The 14431-nt window shown below is 70.2% G+C and carries 14 protein-coding genes; 2 read left to right on the top strand and 12 right to left on the bottom strand.

The window, feature by feature from the left end:
- Positions 1-5 precede the first annotated feature (5 nt).
- From OG819_RS20280 to OG819_RS20310, 7 genes are all read right to left on the bottom strand, one after another.
- On the bottom strand, positions 6-1019 hold the full coding sequence (locus OG819_RS20280) for a BadF/BadG/BcrA/BcrD ATPase family protein (protein ID WP_266650760.1): 1014 nt from the start codon (positions 1017-1019) through the stop codon (positions 6-8).
- Positions 1016-2281 (bottom strand): 6-phospho-beta-glucosidase, encoded by a 1266-nt coding sequence (locus tag OG819_RS20285; RefSeq protein ID WP_266650761.1) that lies wholly within the window; start codon positions 2279-2281, stop codon positions 1016-1018. The genes OG819_RS20280 and OG819_RS20285 overlap by 4 nt, the downstream gene beginning before the upstream one ends.
- 7 nt (positions 2282-2288) lie before the next feature.
- Positions 2289-3182 (bottom strand): carbohydrate ABC transporter permease, encoded by an 894-nt coding sequence (locus OG819_RS20290; protein ID WP_266413886.1) that lies wholly within the window; start codon positions 3180-3182, stop codon positions 2289-2291.
- A 5-nt stretch (positions 3183-3187) separates the two neighbouring features.
- Positions 3188-4129, bottom strand: a complete 942-nt coding sequence (locus OG819_RS20295) for a carbohydrate ABC transporter permease (RefSeq protein WP_266624762.1) — start codon at positions 4127-4129, stop codon at positions 3188-3190.
- Positions 4130-4138: 9 nt separating this feature from the next.
- Complete coding sequence (locus OG819_RS20300) at positions 4139-5476, bottom strand: ABC transporter substrate-binding protein (RefSeq protein WP_266650762.1); 1338 nt, start codon at positions 5474-5476, stop codon at positions 4139-4141.
- Positions 5477-5594: 118 nt separating this feature from the next.
- Positions 5595-6806, bottom strand: coding sequence for an ROK family transcriptional regulator (locus tag OG819_RS20305; protein ID WP_266650763.1), 1212 nt, complete (start codon positions 6804-6806; stop codon positions 5595-5597).
- A gap of 294 nt (positions 6807-7100) precedes the next feature.
- Entirely contained in the window at positions 7101-7937 is an 837-nt protein-coding gene (locus OG819_RS20310) for a hypothetical protein (protein ID WP_266650764.1), read from the bottom strand.
- 293 nt (positions 7938-8230) lie between these two features.
- Here OG819_RS20310 and OG819_RS20315 point away from each other — a divergent pair, with 293 nt between their 5' ends.
- Positions 8231-8842: a hypothetical protein gene (locus OG819_RS20315; RefSeq protein WP_266650765.1), complete on the top strand. Its 612-nt coding sequence runs from the start codon at positions 8231-8233 to the stop codon at positions 8840-8842.
- A gap of 48 nt (positions 8843-8890) precedes the next feature.
- On the opposite strand, the gene OG819_RS20320 is transcribed toward OG819_RS20315, so the two are convergent.
- Complete coding sequence (locus tag OG819_RS20320; RefSeq protein WP_266650766.1) at positions 8891-9511, bottom strand: Uma2 family endonuclease; 621 nt, start codon at positions 9509-9511, stop codon at positions 8891-8893.
- Between the two features lie 219 nt (positions 9512-9730).
- Positions 9731-10840: a mechanosensitive ion channel domain-containing protein gene (locus tag OG819_RS20325; RefSeq protein ID WP_266650767.1), complete on the bottom strand. Its 1110-nt coding sequence runs from the start codon at positions 10838-10840 to the stop codon at positions 9731-9733.
- Positions 10841-11113: 273 nt separating this feature from the next.
- Between OG819_RS20325 and OG819_RS20330 the strand changes: the two genes are divergently transcribed.
- Complete coding sequence (locus OG819_RS20330; protein ID WP_067370302.1) at positions 11114-11650, top strand: HNH endonuclease; 537 nt, start codon at positions 11114-11116, stop codon at positions 11648-11650.
- A gap of 110 nt (positions 11651-11760) precedes the next feature.
- Here the strand turns inward: OG819_RS20330 and OG819_RS20335 are convergent, their stop codons facing one another.
- Genes OG819_RS20335 through OG819_RS20345 form a run of 3 tightly spaced genes read right to left on the bottom strand, consistent with a single transcriptional unit; the run spans position 11761 to position 14395 of the window.
- The gene (locus tag OG819_RS20335) at positions 11761-13107 is read right to left on the bottom strand and encodes an FtsX-like permease family protein (RefSeq protein WP_266650768.1); all 1347 of its coding nucleotides are present in this window, start codon (positions 13105-13107) and stop codon (positions 11761-11763) included.
- Positions 13104-13865, bottom strand: a complete 762-nt coding sequence (locus OG819_RS20340) for an ABC transporter ATP-binding protein (protein ID WP_266650769.1) — start codon at positions 13863-13865, stop codon at positions 13104-13106. The genes OG819_RS20335 and OG819_RS20340 overlap by 4 nt, the downstream gene beginning before the upstream one ends.
- Positions 13862-14395 (bottom strand): PadR family transcriptional regulator, encoded by a 534-nt coding sequence (locus OG819_RS20345; RefSeq protein ID WP_266650770.1) that lies wholly within the window; start codon positions 14393-14395, stop codon positions 13862-13864. The genes OG819_RS20340 and OG819_RS20345 overlap by 4 nt, the downstream gene beginning before the upstream one ends.
- Positions 14396-14431: the final 36 nt, after the last annotated feature.

Genomic DNA, 14431 nt, shown 5'->3' on the forward strand with positions numbered 1-14431 from the left:
GCCTCTCAACCCCCCTCGTAGAAGGCCCGTACGCGTGTGTGGACCTCGGCGGGGGCGTGGAGGTGGTCCAGGCCCAGGAGGGCGGCGCCCAGTACGGGGCGGGACGAGATCACCTGGGGGACCGCCTTGGGGGCCTGGGCCGACAGGAGTTCGCGGATCCGGTCGTCGAGCTGGGGATGGCGGGCGGCAAGGACCCCGCCGCCCAGCAGGACGGGGGTCTCCTCGGCGAGGAGGTCGAGGCGGGTCAAGGCGACCGTGGCCATCGCGACGACCTCGTCCGCGAGCCGGTCCACGAGAGCGCGAGCGACCTCGTCACCCTCCGCCGCCGTGGCGAACAGCACCGGAGTCAGTTCATGCCGGCGGTCGTGCTCCAGGTGCTCCAGGTGCAGCGCCTCGATCAGGGCGTACATGGACGGCAGACCGAAGTGCGCGGGGAGGGAGTGGGAGAGGGCCGTGGGGCCGCCCCGGCCGTCCTCCGCACGGGCCGCGTGCCACAGGGCCTCCTCCGCCAGGCCCCAACCCCCGCCCCAGTCCCCGGAGATCCGCCCGAGCGCCGGGAAGCGGGCGGTGCGGCCGTCGGGCCGCATGCCGACGCAGTTGATGCCGGCGCCGCACACGACGGCGACCCCGCGCGGCTCCGCCACCCCGGCGCGCAGGATCGCGAACGTGTCGTTGCGCACCGCCACGCTCGTGCCCCACGCGCGCGCGTGCAGCGCGGCCGCCAACTGCTCCTCCTCCACGGGGAGATCGGCGTTGGCGAGGCAGGCCGAGACATGGGCCACGGAGTCGACGCCCGCCTCGGCGAAGGCCCGGGCGACGGCCTCGCCCACGGCGTCCACGGCCACGGCGACCCCGACCACCGGCGGCCGGAACCCTCCGCCGCGCGCGGACCCGAGCACCCGCCCGTCCACGGACACGACCGCGACGTCGCTCTTGCTGTTCCCCGCGTCGATGGCCAGGACCATGCCCGCGGGGGCGGACCCGGCGGCCGCCTTGGCGCCGGGTCCGGATGGCGTCATGCCCACGCGAGGTGCTCCCGGTTGTGCGCGATCAGTTGGTCGGTGAGGGCGTCGGCGTACTCGTACTGGCCGATGAGGGGGTGGGCGAGGAGGGCCCGGAAGACCCGGTCGCGACCGCCGCGCAGGGCGGCTTCCAGGGCCAGGTCCTCGTAGGACGTCACGGCGGCCGTCAGCCCCGCGTACAGGGGGTCGACCGGTGGGACCGGCAGTGGTGTCGGGCCGTGCGGACCGACGGCCGCCTGCACCTCGATCACGGCGTCGTCCGGGAGGAAGGGCAAGGTGCCCTTGTTGTAGGTGTTGACCACCTGGTAGGGGCTGCCTCCCCCGCCGAGCAACGCGGCGGCGAGGTCGACGGCCGCCTCGGAGTAGTAGGCGCCGCCCCGCTTGGCGAGCAGCTCCGGCTTCTCGTCGAGCGCCGGATCGCCGTACATCTTCAGCAACTCCCGCTCCATCGCGGCGACCTCCGCCGCCCGTGACGGTTTCGTCCGCAGCTCTCGTACGACCTCGTCGTGCGCGTAGAAGTAGCGCAGGTAGTAGGAGGGGACCACGCCCAGGCGGTCCACGAGGGTGCGCGGCAGGCGCAGGTCGTCGGCGATCGTGTCGCCGTGCTCGGCCAGCAGCTTCGGCAGGACGTTCTCGCCCTCGGGGCCGCCGAGGCGCACCCCGGTCTCCCAGCTGAGGTGGTTGAGGCCCACGTGGTCCAGATGGATGTCCACGGGGGCGACCCCGAGCATTCCGGCGAACTTCCGCTGGAAGCCGATCGCCACGTTGCACAGCCCGACCGCCCTGTGGCCCGCCTGGAGCAGCGCGCGCGTCACGATCCCGACCGGGTTGGTGAAGTCGATGATCCAGGCGTCGGGGTTGGCGCGGCGGACGCGCTCGGCGATGTCCAGGACGACCGGGACCGTACGAAGGGCCTTCGCCAGGCCGCCCGCGCCCGTCGTCTCCTGGCCGATGCAGCCGCACTCCAGCGGCCAGGTCTCGTCCTGCCGGCGGGCCGCCTGGCCGCCGACGCGCAGCTGGAGCAGGACCGCGTCGGCGCCTTCGACGCCCGCGTCCAGGTCGGAGGTCGTGACGATCCGGCCGGGGTGCTCCTGCTTGGCGAAGATACGTCGCGCCAGGCCGCCCACCAGCTCGAGGCGGTCGGCGGCGGGGTCGACGAGGACCAGCTCCTCGATGGGCAGGGTGTCCCGCAGCCGGGCGAAGCCGTCGATGAGTTCGGGGGTGTAGGTCGACCCTCCGCCGACCACGGTGAGTTTCATGTGTGTGTCAACCCTTCACTCCGGTGAGCGTGACGCCCTCGACGAATGCCTTCTGTGCGAAGAAGAACACGAGGATCACGGGGGTCATGACCAGCACGGTCGCGGCCATGGTGAGGTTCCAGTCGGTGTGGTGCGCGCCCTTGAACGACTCCAGGCCGTAGGAGAGGGTCCAGGCGCCGGGGTTCTCGGAGGCGTAGATCTGCGGGCCGAAGTAGTCGTTCCAGGCGTAGAAGAACTGGAAGAGGGCCACGGCGGCGATGCCGGGCTTCGCCATCGGCAGGACGACCTTCAGCAGGGTCCTCAGGTCCCCGCAGCCGTCGACCTTCGCCGCGTCGAGGTACTCGTTCGGGATGGTCATCAGGAACTGGCGGAGCAGGAAGATGGAGAACGCGTCGCCGAAGGCCATGGGGATGATCAGCGGCCACAGCGTGCCGGACAGGTCCAGCTGTTTCGCCCAGAAGAGGTACATCGGGATGATGACGACCTGCGGCGGCAGCATCATCATCGAGATGACCAGCATCAGGGACAGGTTCCGGCCCCGGAAGCGGAACTTGGCGAGGGCGTAGGCGACCGGGATCGACGACACGACCGTCAGGGCGGTGCCGGCACCGGCGTACAGCAGGGTGTTCTTCCACCAGGTGAGGAAGCCGGGGGTGTCGAAGACCTTCTTGTAGTTGCCCCACTCCCAGGTGTGCGGGATCAGATCGCGGCTGAGTGCCTGCGAGTCGCTCATCAGGGAGGTCAGGAGGACGAAGACGAAGGGCAGGACGAAGAAGAGGGCGGCGGCGACGCCGAGGGCGTGGATCGCGACCCACTCCAGGAGGGCCTTGCGGCGGGCGGTGCGCTCGGCGGGCGAGACCGGGGCGCGCAACTCCACGGGCTTGTCGAGTACTTGTGTCATGGGTGTCAGTCACCTGCCTGGATGAGACCGCCCCGGCGCCGCATCAGGAACGCGGTGAACACCATGGACAGGGCGAACAGCACGAGCGCGACCACACAGGCGGAGCCGTAGTCGAAGCGCTGGAAGCCGAGGTTGTAGACGAGCTGCGGCAGGGTGAGCGTCGACTTGTCGGGGTAGCCGGGCTCGAACTGCGTGCCGGCGCCCTGGATGACGCCCGACGCGACCTTCCCGGCGATGAGCGGCTGGGTGTAGTACTGCATGGTCTGGATCACGCCGGTGACCACGGCGAACATCACGATCGGCGAGATGTTCGGCAGCGTGACGAACCGGAACCGCTGCCACGCCGAGGCGCCGTCCAGCTCCGCCGCCTCGTACTGCTCCGTCGGTACGTCGAGCAGCGCGGCCATGAAGATGACCATCAGGTCGCCGATGCCCCACAGAGCGAGCAGGGTGAGGGCCGGCTTGGACCAGGTGGGGTCGTTGAACCAGCCGGGGGCCGGGATGCCGACCTTCTCCAGGATCGAGTTGACCGGTCCCGTACCGGGGTTGAGGAGAAAGGCGAAGGCCATCGTCGCGGCGACGGGCGGGGCGAGGTAGGGGAGATAGAAGAGGGTGCGGAAGACGCCCGTGCCCGTCCTTATCTTCGTGATCAGCAGGCCCACGCCGAGTCCGAAGACGACCCGCAGGCTGACCATGACCAGCACCAGCCACAGGGTGTTGCGCAGCGCGGGCCAGAACAGCGGGTAGTGCTCGAAGACGTAGGTCCAGTTCTTCGTCCCGCTCCACGTCGGCGGTTTGAAGCCGTCGTAGTGCATGAACGAGAAATAGACGGTCGAGATCAGCGGATAGGCGAAGAAGACCGCGAAGCCGATCAGCCACGGCGACATGAAGGCGAGGGTGCGCAGTGCCGATCGGCGCCGCTTCGAAGCCAGAGTGACGGTGCTCATGGTCGTGGGCTACTTCGCCTGCGCGATGTCCGTGTCGATCTGCGCGGCGGTCGTCCGCAGACCCGCCTTCAGATCCTTCGCCTTGCCGCTCTCGTAGTCGTATCCGAACTGCTGGATCGTCACGAGGTACGTACCGCCGTTGATGGACGCGGGAGTCGTCGTCGAGTTCGGGTTCGACGCGATGTCCAGGAACGTCTTGAAGCGCGGGTCGTACTTCAGCTTCGGCGACTTGAGCGCGGCCAGCGTCGAGGGCACATTGTGAATGGCGTTGGCGAAACCGACCACCGCGTCCGTGTCCGTGGTCATGTATTTGACCAGTTCCCAGGCCGCGTTCTGCTTCTTGCTGGTGGCCGCGATGCCCGCGATGGTGCCGGTGATGTACCCCTTGCCGTACTGGTCTGCCTGGTCGTCGGGAACGGGCAGCGGGGCGACGCCGATCTTGAAGTCCGGCTTGGCGTCCTCGGCCATGCCGAGCCGCCATTCGCCGTCCAGCTGCATGGCGACCTGGCCGGTGTGGAAGGGGTGTTTGGGGCCCCATTCGTCACCGAGCTTGGAGCGGTACTTCTCCAGCTTCTGGTAGCCGCCGAGTTCGTCGACGAGCTTCTTCTGGAGGGTGAATCCGGCGGTGAAAGCGGGGTCCTTGGCGAGGGTCGACTTGCCGCTGCTGTCGAAGTACGTCGGGGAGAACTGGCCGAAGTAGTGCTCGGTGGTGGTCTCCCAGCCGTGGTAGGTCGGCATGAAGCCAAGCTGGGAGTAGGAGTCGCCCTTGGAGACGGTGAGCTTCTTGGCGTCCGCCTCGAATTCGGACCAGGTCTTCGGGGGGCTGGAGATCCCGGCCTTCTCGAACGCGTTCTTGTTGTAGTAGAGCCCGTACGCGTCACCGAGCAGCGGCACCGTGCAGCGGTTGCCGTCGAACTGGGTGTACTCGTTCATCGCCTTCGGGAAGGTCGTCGCCGGGTCGATCTTCGCCTTCTTGAAGAAGGGGTTGAGATCGACGAGCGCGCCGGAGGAGCAGAACTTGCCCACGTTGTTGGTGGTGAAGGAGGAGATCACGTCGGGAGCCTTGTCGCCGCCGGAGCGCAGGGCCTGGTTGATCTTGTCGTCGGTCATGTTGGCGACGATGTTGACGTGGATGTTGGGGTGCGTCTTCTCGAAGCCCGCGACCAGGGCCTTCACGCCCGCGATCTCGCCGGGCGCGCTCCAGGCGTGCCAGAAGTTGATTGTCGTGTCCTTGGAGGCGTCGTCGCTCGCGCCCGAGGACGACTGGCCGGTACAGGCGGTGGTGAGGAGGGCGAGCGAGGCGGAAGCGGCGAGAGCAGTGGCGACTTTCCTGGATATTCCGGGCATGGCGGGATCTCCCTAGGGCAGGGCGGGGGCGGTGGTGTTCGCGGGACGGTTCGCGGAGCGGGGGAGTCGGTCGAGGGGTGGGGCTCGGTGGCAGGTCGGACTCGGTGGCGGGCGGGACTCAGCGGGAGGTGTCGAAGACCTCGTCGCGGGTGGCCGCCAGCGCGCTCTCCAACGCGCCGCGCAGCACGGGGTGTTCGTGTACGTCGCCGACCACGAGGCGCGGTCGCGAGGCGGCCAGCTCCTCCAGCTCGGCCTGCACCAGGACGCGCAGCGGTTCGCCGCCGGCGGTGAGCGAGGCGCCGCTGAGCACGACGAGTTCGGGGTCGAGCACGGAGACGAGTGAGGCGAGACCGGTGGCGAGACCGGTCGCGTACGTCTCCAGGAGCCGCAGGTGCGGCCCCTCGTTGATACGGGCGGCCTGTTCGACGAGGGCGGCGGCGACCTCGGCGTAGGGCCCGGCCGGCACCGGCTGGATGCCCAGCTCGCGGGCGAGCTTGGGGATGGCCTGGGAGCCCGCCAGCTCCTGGTAGCCACCGCTGTTGGCCTTGGTCACCTGGCGTACGAGGGGTGCGCCGGGCACGGGCAGGAAGCCGACCTCGCCCGCGCCGCCGGTCCAGCCGCGGTGCAGTCGCCCGCCGAGGACGAGGGCGGCGCCGAGGCCGCCCTCGTTCCACAGCAGCACGAAGTCCTCGTGTCCCCGCGCCGCCCCGAGCCGCTGCTCGGCGATGGCCACCAGGTTGACGTCGTTCTCGTACTCGACGGGCATCGGCAGCGTGGCCGCGAGCTCGTCGAGGATGCTGGGGGAGTGCCAGCCGGGCAGGTGGGAGGCGTACCGCAGGCGGCCGGTGTTGGGGTCGAAGGCGCCGGGTGTGCCGATGACGAGCCGGTGGACGTCGCCGCGGGCCAGCCCCGCCGCCTTCACCGCGCCGTCGAGGGCGTCGGTGACCTGGCGTACGACAGGGTGCGCGGGGTGCCGGCCCGGGGTGGGCAGCTCGTACTCGCCCACGGTGCGGCCGGTGACATCGGCGACGGCGGCGAGGATGCGCGCAGGGGTGACGTCCAGGCCCGCCGCGTGGGCGGCCCTCGGATTGACGGCGTACAGCTGGGCGTTGGGACCCGGCCGGCCCTCGCTCGTGCCGGTGGCCAGCACGAGTCCGGCGGCCTCCAGCCGGGCGAGGAGCTGGGAGGCGGTGGGCTTGGACAGCCCGGTCAGCTTCCCGATCCTGGTCCGCGAGAGCGGTCCGTGCGCGAGCAGCAGATCGAGGGCGGCGCGGTCGTTCATGGCGCGCAGGACGCGCGGGGTGCCCGGCGTACCGGCGGATCCTGCCATGTTTGTCGACACCTGCCTTTCAACTGCCCAGTCGCTCAGCTTCCCAGGGTGGCCGCGGGGAAGTCCACTGCAAGATCATTGTTAGGAAGGTTTCCTATTGGTGGGAGGACGGTAGGCCGCGGGCCTCGGGGGCGTCAAGAGAAACCACCCCCGAGGCAACAGAGTCGTTACCTGGGCCGGAGGTCCGCACCTCGCCCCGGGCCTGCCCCGGACGCACGAAGTCGCCCCCGCCGCGGACGAATCCGTCTGCGGCGGGGGCGACTTGGGGTGAGCCGGGTGAGGGCCCGTCCTCGGTTACCTCACGTCGACGTAGTCGCCCGTGGCCGTCGCGGCGCCCGTGGTGGCCGTACCCGCGAACCGGTAGCGGAAGGAGCCGTCCGCCGAGGCCTTGACCGTGGTGGTCAGGGCGCCCTTGGCGGCGGAGGTCACGGGCTTGACCGTCTTGTAGGCGGTGGCGTTCTTGGCCTTGAACTGGAGGACGACCGGCTGGCCCGTGTAGCCGGAGTACTTGGTGGTCTCCCAGTCGGCGCGGGTCAGCGCGCCCTTGACGGTGAGGGTCTGGCCCTTCTTCACCGGCCCGGGGGTCGCGTCGGTGGTGAGCTTGGCGGCGCGCTTGACCTGTGTGGTGCCGAGGCCGCCCCACATGCCGTAGCCGTACTCGAAACTGAGGTGGTCGCCGGAGTCGTCGGTGGTCGAGGTGCCGCGGCCGTAGAAGCCGGCCACCTTCCAGGTACGGGCGTCCGACGCGCTGTAGAGGTAGTCCTGCGGCTCGATGGCGATGACCTCGGTGCAGGAGTTCGTGACCGTGGTGGCGGTCGTGGAGGCCGTGGTGCAACTCGGTATGTCGTCCGACTCCATCTCGTTCTGCATCTTCGAGAGCGACGATCCGCGGTAGAGCGCGATGCCCGCGATGTTCGTCTTGTTGTCGATGACGAGGTCGGCCGGGTGGGTCAGGGTGTACGTGATCGGGGCCTTCACCGTGCTGGTGGTGCCGACAACGATCGCCTTGCCGTTGTTGACCACCACGTTGGAGAAGGTGAGGTCCGGCGTGGCGGCCGATGCGGACGGCACGGCCAGGGCGGACAGCGCCAGGACACCGGAAACGGCGGCGCCGATGGCGAACTTGCGCATGGATTCCCCACATTCGAAGCGGGCCCCTGGGCGTGGAGCTCCAGAACAAGGGCCCGCTGTTGGGGCGACAGCAGACGGCCGCCGGATGTGGCCGAAATGCGGGGGGCCTGTCGAGGGTGCCTCCGCAGGCGCGTCACGGCTTCGTCACGATCGACAGATGTACAGGTGGGAGGGGGTGCGAAGCTTTGGGTTGATCTATGCAGCCAAGGGCGGTAATGCGACGCCGGAGGGGGATGGTGACGGGGTCGATATCCGGTCACCTTCACAGGTTCTTGTTCATAGGATCCGGCCGCATGAGAGTGAACCGTTTGGAGCGAGGCGGCGGCATCATGAGGCCCGTGAAGCTGCTCATGGCGTGCTGGCGCGCGGCCGTGGCCAAGTGCGTGTCGCTGGCGCTCACCATGATGCTCATCGACCTTGTGAACGACGGTTTCACATGGGATTCCGTGAGCGGGGAAGTGGTCTTCGCCCCTCTGGTGTGGGGGATCCTCACGCTCGCGGTGGCGCTCGTCGGGGTGTGGTCGCTGCGGCGGCGGGCCGGTGCGGCCGGCATCGCGCTCTCCGTCGAGGCGCTGGACGACCGGCAGACGCACGTACTGCGCCCGGCGCCGGTCTCGGACGGCTGGCAGGAGCGGGTCCGCGAGGAACTGGCGGCATCGGAGCGGGCGTTCCTCGTCGCCGGGAAGGGCCACGAGGAGATCCACTTCCGGTGGCGTCCCGGGCGGGGGAAGCAGTCCGTCTGTGGATCGATGTCCTTCGACGCGCCCTCGGGAGAGGCCGTCCTCGACGTCCGGGACGGTGAGGGACTCCTGGGGGTGGCCGGACTGGGCAATGGGTCCTCGTTCGCCGCGGTGTGTCAGATAGCCGAGGCCACCGGGCTGGAGTCCGCGACCGCCCGTGGATGAGCCGTCGTGGTGCGGCGTCCGGTGTGTCCTACGCCGTCGTGAGCCGCCTCAACCCTCCAGGAACGGAGCCGTCTCGAGGATCGGGTACGGGGCGGGGAGCGGGAGCGGATCGCCCAGGGCGACCTTGATCTCGGAGTCGTAGTACGCCTCCGTGGGGTCGTCGCCGGGCAGGACCGGGTCGGTGTAGCAGTGGGCCGTCTTGGCGTTGCGGTTGATCAGGACGTAGACGGGGACGCCCGCGGCGGCGTAGGTGCGCAGCTTGGGGCCGGTGTCCGTCTCGTGGTTGGTGGAGGTGACCTCGCCGACCAGCGCGATCATGTCGATGGGGTACCAGCCCCTGTGGGCTCTGAGGTACGACTCGTCGAGCTCGCTCGGCTTGCGGCGGCGGACGTAGAAGTCAGGGATGAGCAAGGACATGGTGGTGCCGTCCCTGTGGGCTGCTCGGTAGCCGTTGCCCATGCCCACCAGACGGTGTCCGGCGACGCGGAACTGGAAGAAGAGCTCGCCTGTACCGTCGTTGTGGTTGTCGTTCGGTGCCGGTGGCACGATGGCCATCCCCTCGACGTACTCGGGTCGAATCGGCGTCTGTGACGCCTCCTCGATCGCGATCAGCAGATCGATGGGGTCCTGCTGCGTCATGACCGGCTCCGTGATGGGTTCGGCGCTCATCGCTGTTCTCCTCGCCACGTCGATGCCAGGCTACGCCCGCTCCGGGTGCCGCGGCAGAACCATGGAGCACCGATACGCCGTCCGACCTGGGAACGGCGTGAGCGTTCACTCGAACGAGCGTGCTGAACCGTTACGGCGGCCAAGGTGTCGTACAGGCGAGGAGGCGGCGCCCGGAACACCCGGGTGCCGCCCCCTTTCGCCTTCTCGTACGGTCGGGGCCTACTTCGGGGCGCTCGACGGGGCCGGGATCGAGGCGGGGGCCGGGATGGGGGCGGTCGCCTCCGACTGAGGGGAGGCCGGGTTCCCCAGGGCCGACGGGGCCGCCACCGCGGACGTCGGGTCGACGGGCTCCTCCTCGGGCAGTGCCGTGGGGCCGCCGACGATACGGATGTCCGCGGCGTCGAAGGCGCGCTTGATGCGCCAGCGCAGTTCACGTTCGACGCTCATCGCCTTGCCGGGCATCGTCTTGGCCGAGACGCGGACGACCATCGAGTCGAGCAGGACGCTGTCGAGGCCGAGGACCTCGATCGGACCCCAGAGGCGCTCGTTCCAGGGCTCTTCCTTGGTCATCGCCTCGGCGACCTCGTCGAGGGTGCGTTTCACCTTGTCCAGGTCCTCGTTCGCGCGGACCGTGACGTCGACGCCGGCCGTGGCCCAGCCCTGGGAGAGGTTGCCGATGCGCTTGACCTCGCCGTTGCGGACGTACCAGATCTCGCCGTTGTCGCCGCGCAGCTTGGTGACGCGCAGGCCCACCTCTATGACCTCACCGGAGGCGACGCCCGCGTCGATCGTGTCGCCGACGCCGTACTGGTCCTCCAGGATCATGAAGACGCCCGAGAGGAAGTCCGTGACCAGGTTGCGGGCGCCGAAACCGATCGCCACACCCGCGACACCGGCGGAGGCCAGCAGCGGGGCCAGGTTGATCTGGAACGTGCCCAGGATCATCAGCGCGGCGGTGCCCATGATCAGGAAGGACGCCACCGAGCGGAGCACCGAGCCGATGGCCTGCGAGCGCTGCCGGCGGCGCTCGACGTTCACCAGCAGGCCGACCAGGGCCGTGCCGTCGACCGCCTGGACCGTGCGGGTCATGCGGTCGATGAGCTTGGTGATCGCCCGCCGCACCACCACTCTGAGCACCCCCGCGACCACCAGGATCAACAGGACGCGCAGACCGATCGCCAGCCACGTGGACCAGTTCTGCTCGACCCAGCCGGCGGCGTTGGTCGCGCTCTGCTGGGCGTCCTGAAGCGTGGCGGTCGTCGGGTCCGTCGTCGCCGAGGGGGACGGCGACGGGGTGGACCCCAAGGCCGACAGGGCGGTCAAGAACACGGTAGGTACCTCCAGGCGTAGCGGTCTGCCCGCGGCTCGGGGACAAGTGAGGGCAGCGGCGGGCAGAACCACCACACTAACGGGGCAACGCGCGAGGCTCGTTGCAATGTTCGGGGGAGAGACCGTACTCACCTGGGGATGAAAGAGGGTGTGGTCGAAAACACTCCCAGCCCGTTACCGGGACATGGTGGCGCTTCCACCAGGCAAGAGGGGAGACTGACTGCAGATCGTCCCGGCGCGAGCCACGCGCCGCCGGCGTACAAGGAGGCATCCGTGCCGCATGTCCTGGTCCTCAACGCGTCGTACGAGCCACTCGGCGTCGTACCGCTCCGCCGCGCGCTCGTCCTCGTCCTCGAGAACAAGGCCATCTGCCTCGAGGAATCCGGCGCCTTTATGCACAGTGCAACCGTTACTGTCCCCGCACCCAGCGTGGTCCGGCTGAAGAGGTTCGTGCGGGTCCCTTACCGGGGGCCCGTTCCGCTGACCAGGCGAGCTCTGTTCGCCCGCGACGGCGGCCGGTGCATGTACTGCGGTGGCGTCGCAACCAGCGTCGACCACGTCATCCCGCGCTCCCGCGGGGGTCAGCACGCCTGGGACAACGTGGTGGCGTCATGCCGCCGCTGCAATCACACCAAGGCCGACCGTCACCTGGTCGAGATCGGCTGGCGCCTGCGCCATAAACCCGCCCCGCCGACGGGGCTGGCCTGGCGCATCATCGGAACGGGGCATAGGGACCCGCGCTGGCTGCCGTACCTGCAGCCGTACGGCGCGGAGGATGCGATGGCCCGGATCGACGGCATTTCCGCCTGACGATCCGGGCCTTTGTGTTCCCTGCGGCTCTCCCGCCGCGTCGCTGTCGTGCCGTTCCGGCTCCCCAGGAGGACCCCCGTGCCTCCCGGGGAGCCGGCCATGTCCGCAGGTCAGGTGTAACGCAGCTCCGCCGGGTGCACGGAGCGGCGCAGTAGCGGCAGTGACGTGGCCGCGGCGAGCAGACACGCCGCGTAGACGGCTATGGGCACCAGCAGCGGCATGAGCAGCGGTACGGATTCCACGCCCGCGGCGACCGACGCGTACCCGGCGCCGATGCCCAGGCCGCCGAGGCCCGCCAGCGCGACCGCCGGGGCCAGCGGCAGGGCGGTCTCCAGGAGCAGGGCCCGGCCCAGTACGGCCCCCGGCACCCCGGCGGCGGCCTGCGCGGCCAGGCCCCGGCGGCGGGTGGCCAGGGACTCGGCGGTGCCCACGGCGAGGCCGGAGAGGGTGATCGCGAGGGCGATCAGGACGGCGGCGCCGGTCAGGTTGATGCCGGTGGTGTAGAAGGACATGCTCGCGGCGAGGGAGCCGGGCCCGCGTCCTTCGAGCTCCTGGAGCAGCACCTGGCGGATGCCGAGGAAGCCGGTTCCGACGACGGTCACCAGGAGGACGGCGGCGTGGGTGCGGGCGGCGGCCCACGGGTCGCTGCGCAGGCGTTCGGCGGCGATCAGTACCGCCGGGTTCCCGGTACGGGCCGGGAGCCGACGTCCGATGCGTCGGGCCGTGGCGCCGGTCAGCCAGACGGCCCCCATACCGGTGACGATCACCAGGGCGAAGGCCAGCAGCGGGGCCGTACTGAACCCGCCGAAGGTCCTTGGGGCCATCACGATTCCCAGGGTCAGCAGGAACAGCGACGCCACCAGGAACGCGCCCCCCGGGCCCCGGCCCGTCCGTGGATGCACCCGGCGCACCCAGCCCAGCGGCGAGGCGACCACATGGCGCAGCGCGAGCGTGCTCACCAGCGCGCCCAGCACGGGTACGGCGACCGAGATCAGCGCGAACCCGGCCCACACGACGGCCGGCGGACGCTGCCACTGGCTCAGCAGAAGCAGCGTGGACAAGAGCGTGGCGACCGCCGAGCCCACGAGACAGGCGAGCCCCGCCTCCAGCGCGGCTATCCGCCGCACCTGGGCCGCGGAGGCCCCCGCCAGCCGCAGCCCGGCCAGCCGTCGGTCGCGGTGCAGGGCACCGATGCGGGCGCACTGCCCGAGGAAGCCCAGCACCGGGACCAGCAGGAGCAGCAGCCCGAGGACGATGCCCGAGCGTTCGCCGGGCTGGTCCAGCAGGCCGTTGCCGAGGGACACACTGTTCTGCCCGTCGAGCGAGGCGACCGCGGCGGCGGCCAGGGCGAAGCCCGTGGCGAGCCCCGCGCCCACAGCCGTGAGCGTGACCCGCCACCACTCCCGCCGGTCGGAACCGCGGGTCAGCAGCAGCGCGAGCCGCAGTTCGGTCCTCACCGGGACACCTCCACGGAGGTCCCGGCTGCGAAGGCCCGCGCCGCGTCGTCGACCACGAGCCCGTCGCGCAGCGCCACCTCGCGGTCCGCGTACGCGGCGGTCCGGGCGTCATGGGTGATCAGCAGGACGGCGGTGCCGGACTCGCGGGCGGTGTGGGCGAGGGCGGTCATGACCTGCTCGCCCGCGAGCGAGTCGAGCGCGCCGGTCGGCTCGTCCGCGAAGACGATCCGCGGACCGGTGACGAGCGCCCGGGCCAGCGACACTCGCTGGGCCTGGCCGCCGCTCATCTCGCCGGGCCGCAACGCCTCCTGCCCCCGTACGCCGAACCGCTCCAACCACTCACCGGCCTGCTCCCGCGCCGCCGTACGCGCGGTGCCCGCGAGCAGCAGGGGCAGTGCCACGTTGTCGAGGGCGGTCAGCTCCGGGATCAGCTGCCCGAACTGGAACACCACTCCGAAGTCGGTACGGCGCAGCTCGCTGAGCCGGTTCTCGGGGAGCCGGTCGAGGCGTTCACCGGCGTACTCCACGGTGCCCTCGTCGGGGCGGACGATTCCCGCCAGGCAGTGCAGCAGCGTGGACTTCCCGCTGCCGCTGGCCCCGGTGACGGCCAGGATCTCGCCGGTCCACAGTTCCAGCGTGGCGCCGCGCAGGGCCGGGGTGGAGCCGTGCGTCTTGACCAGGCTTCGGGCCGCCAACAGTGGAGTGCCCGAGCTACTGTCCGTGCTCCCGCTACCGCTGCTGCTCGTACTGCTGCTCATGCTGCGTCGACCTCCGCGGTCAGAGTGGTGAGCCGGGCCGCGGTGGTGTCCATCCAGCGGAGATCGGCGTCGAGGTGGGTGAGGGCGTAGTCGGCGGAGAGCACGGTCGCGAGATCGGCGCCCGGGCTCGTCTTCACCCCGGTCAGCTCGCGCATCCGCGCCATGTGCGCGGCACGCTGCGCCCGCAGATAGCCGGCGGCGTCCGTCGAGGCGAGGATCCCGACGACGACCTTGGCGAAGATCTCGTTCGTCACGAAGGGCGCGGGCGGGGTGATCTCCCCGGCCCAGTGGGCCAGTTCACGGGTTCCGTCCTCGGTGGAGCGGTACATGGTGCGCTCCGGGCCGCCGTCCGAGTCGGTCCCGTCGATCTCGGCCAGTCCGTCGCGGACCAGGCGTTGCAGGGTCGTGTAGACCTGCCCGTAGGCCAGTGGGCGGGCCTGCGGGAAGCGTTCGTCGTGCCGTCGCTTGAGGTCGTAGCCATGGCTGGGGCCCCCGGCGAGCAGCCCCAACAGGATGTGGCGGGTGCTCATGGAGATCAGTATGCACTCGATATATGTACTCAGTGA

The organism is Streptomyces sp. NBC_01549 (assembly GCF_026339955.1).
In the GTDB taxonomy this organism is placed as follows: Bacteria; Actinomycetota; Actinomycetes; order Streptomycetales; family Streptomycetaceae; genus Streptomyces.

Bases quoted from the DNA above. Each gene is read 5' to 3' on its own strand.
- OG819_RS20280 (WP_266650760.1), bottom strand. From the start codon at position 1,019: ATGACGCCATCCGGACCCGGCGCCAAGGCGGCCGCCGGGTCCGCCCCC.
- OG819_RS20285 (WP_266650761.1), bottom strand. From the start codon at position 2,281: ATGAAACTCACCGTGGTCGGCGGAGGGTCGACCTACACCCCCGAACTC.
- OG819_RS20290 (WP_266413886.1), bottom strand. From the start codon at position 3,182: ATGACACAAGTACTCGACAAGCCCGTGGAGTTGCGCGCCCCGGTCTCG.
- OG819_RS20295 (WP_266624762.1), bottom strand. From the start codon at position 4,129: ATGAGCACCGTCACTCTGGCTTCGAAGCGGCGCCGATCGGCACTGCGC.
- OG819_RS20300 (WP_266650762.1), bottom strand. From the start codon at position 5,476: ATGCCCGGAATATCCAGGAAAGTCGCCACTGCTCTCGCCGCTTCCGCC.
- OG819_RS20305 (WP_266650763.1), bottom strand. From the start codon at position 6,806: ATGGCAGGATCCGCCGGTACGCCGGGCACCCCGCGCGTCCTGCGCGCC.
- OG819_RS20310 (WP_266650764.1), bottom strand. From the start codon at position 7,937: ATGCGCAAGTTCGCCATCGGCGCCGCCGTTTCCGGTGTCCTGGCGCTG.
- OG819_RS20315 (WP_266650765.1), top strand. From the start codon at position 8,231: ATGAGAGTGAACCGTTTGGAGCGAGGCGGCGGCATCATGAGGCCCGTG.
- OG819_RS20320 (WP_266650766.1), bottom strand. From the start codon at position 9,511: ATGAGCGCCGAACCCATCACGGAGCCGGTCATGACGCAGCAGGACCCC.
- OG819_RS20340 (WP_266650769.1), bottom strand. From the start codon at position 13,865: ATGAGCAGCAGTACGAGCAGCAGCGGTAGCGGGAGCACGGACAGTAGC.
- OG819_RS20345 (WP_266650770.1), bottom strand. From the start codon at position 14,395: ATGAGCACCCGCCACATCCTGTTGGGGCTGCTCGCCGGGGGCCCCAGC.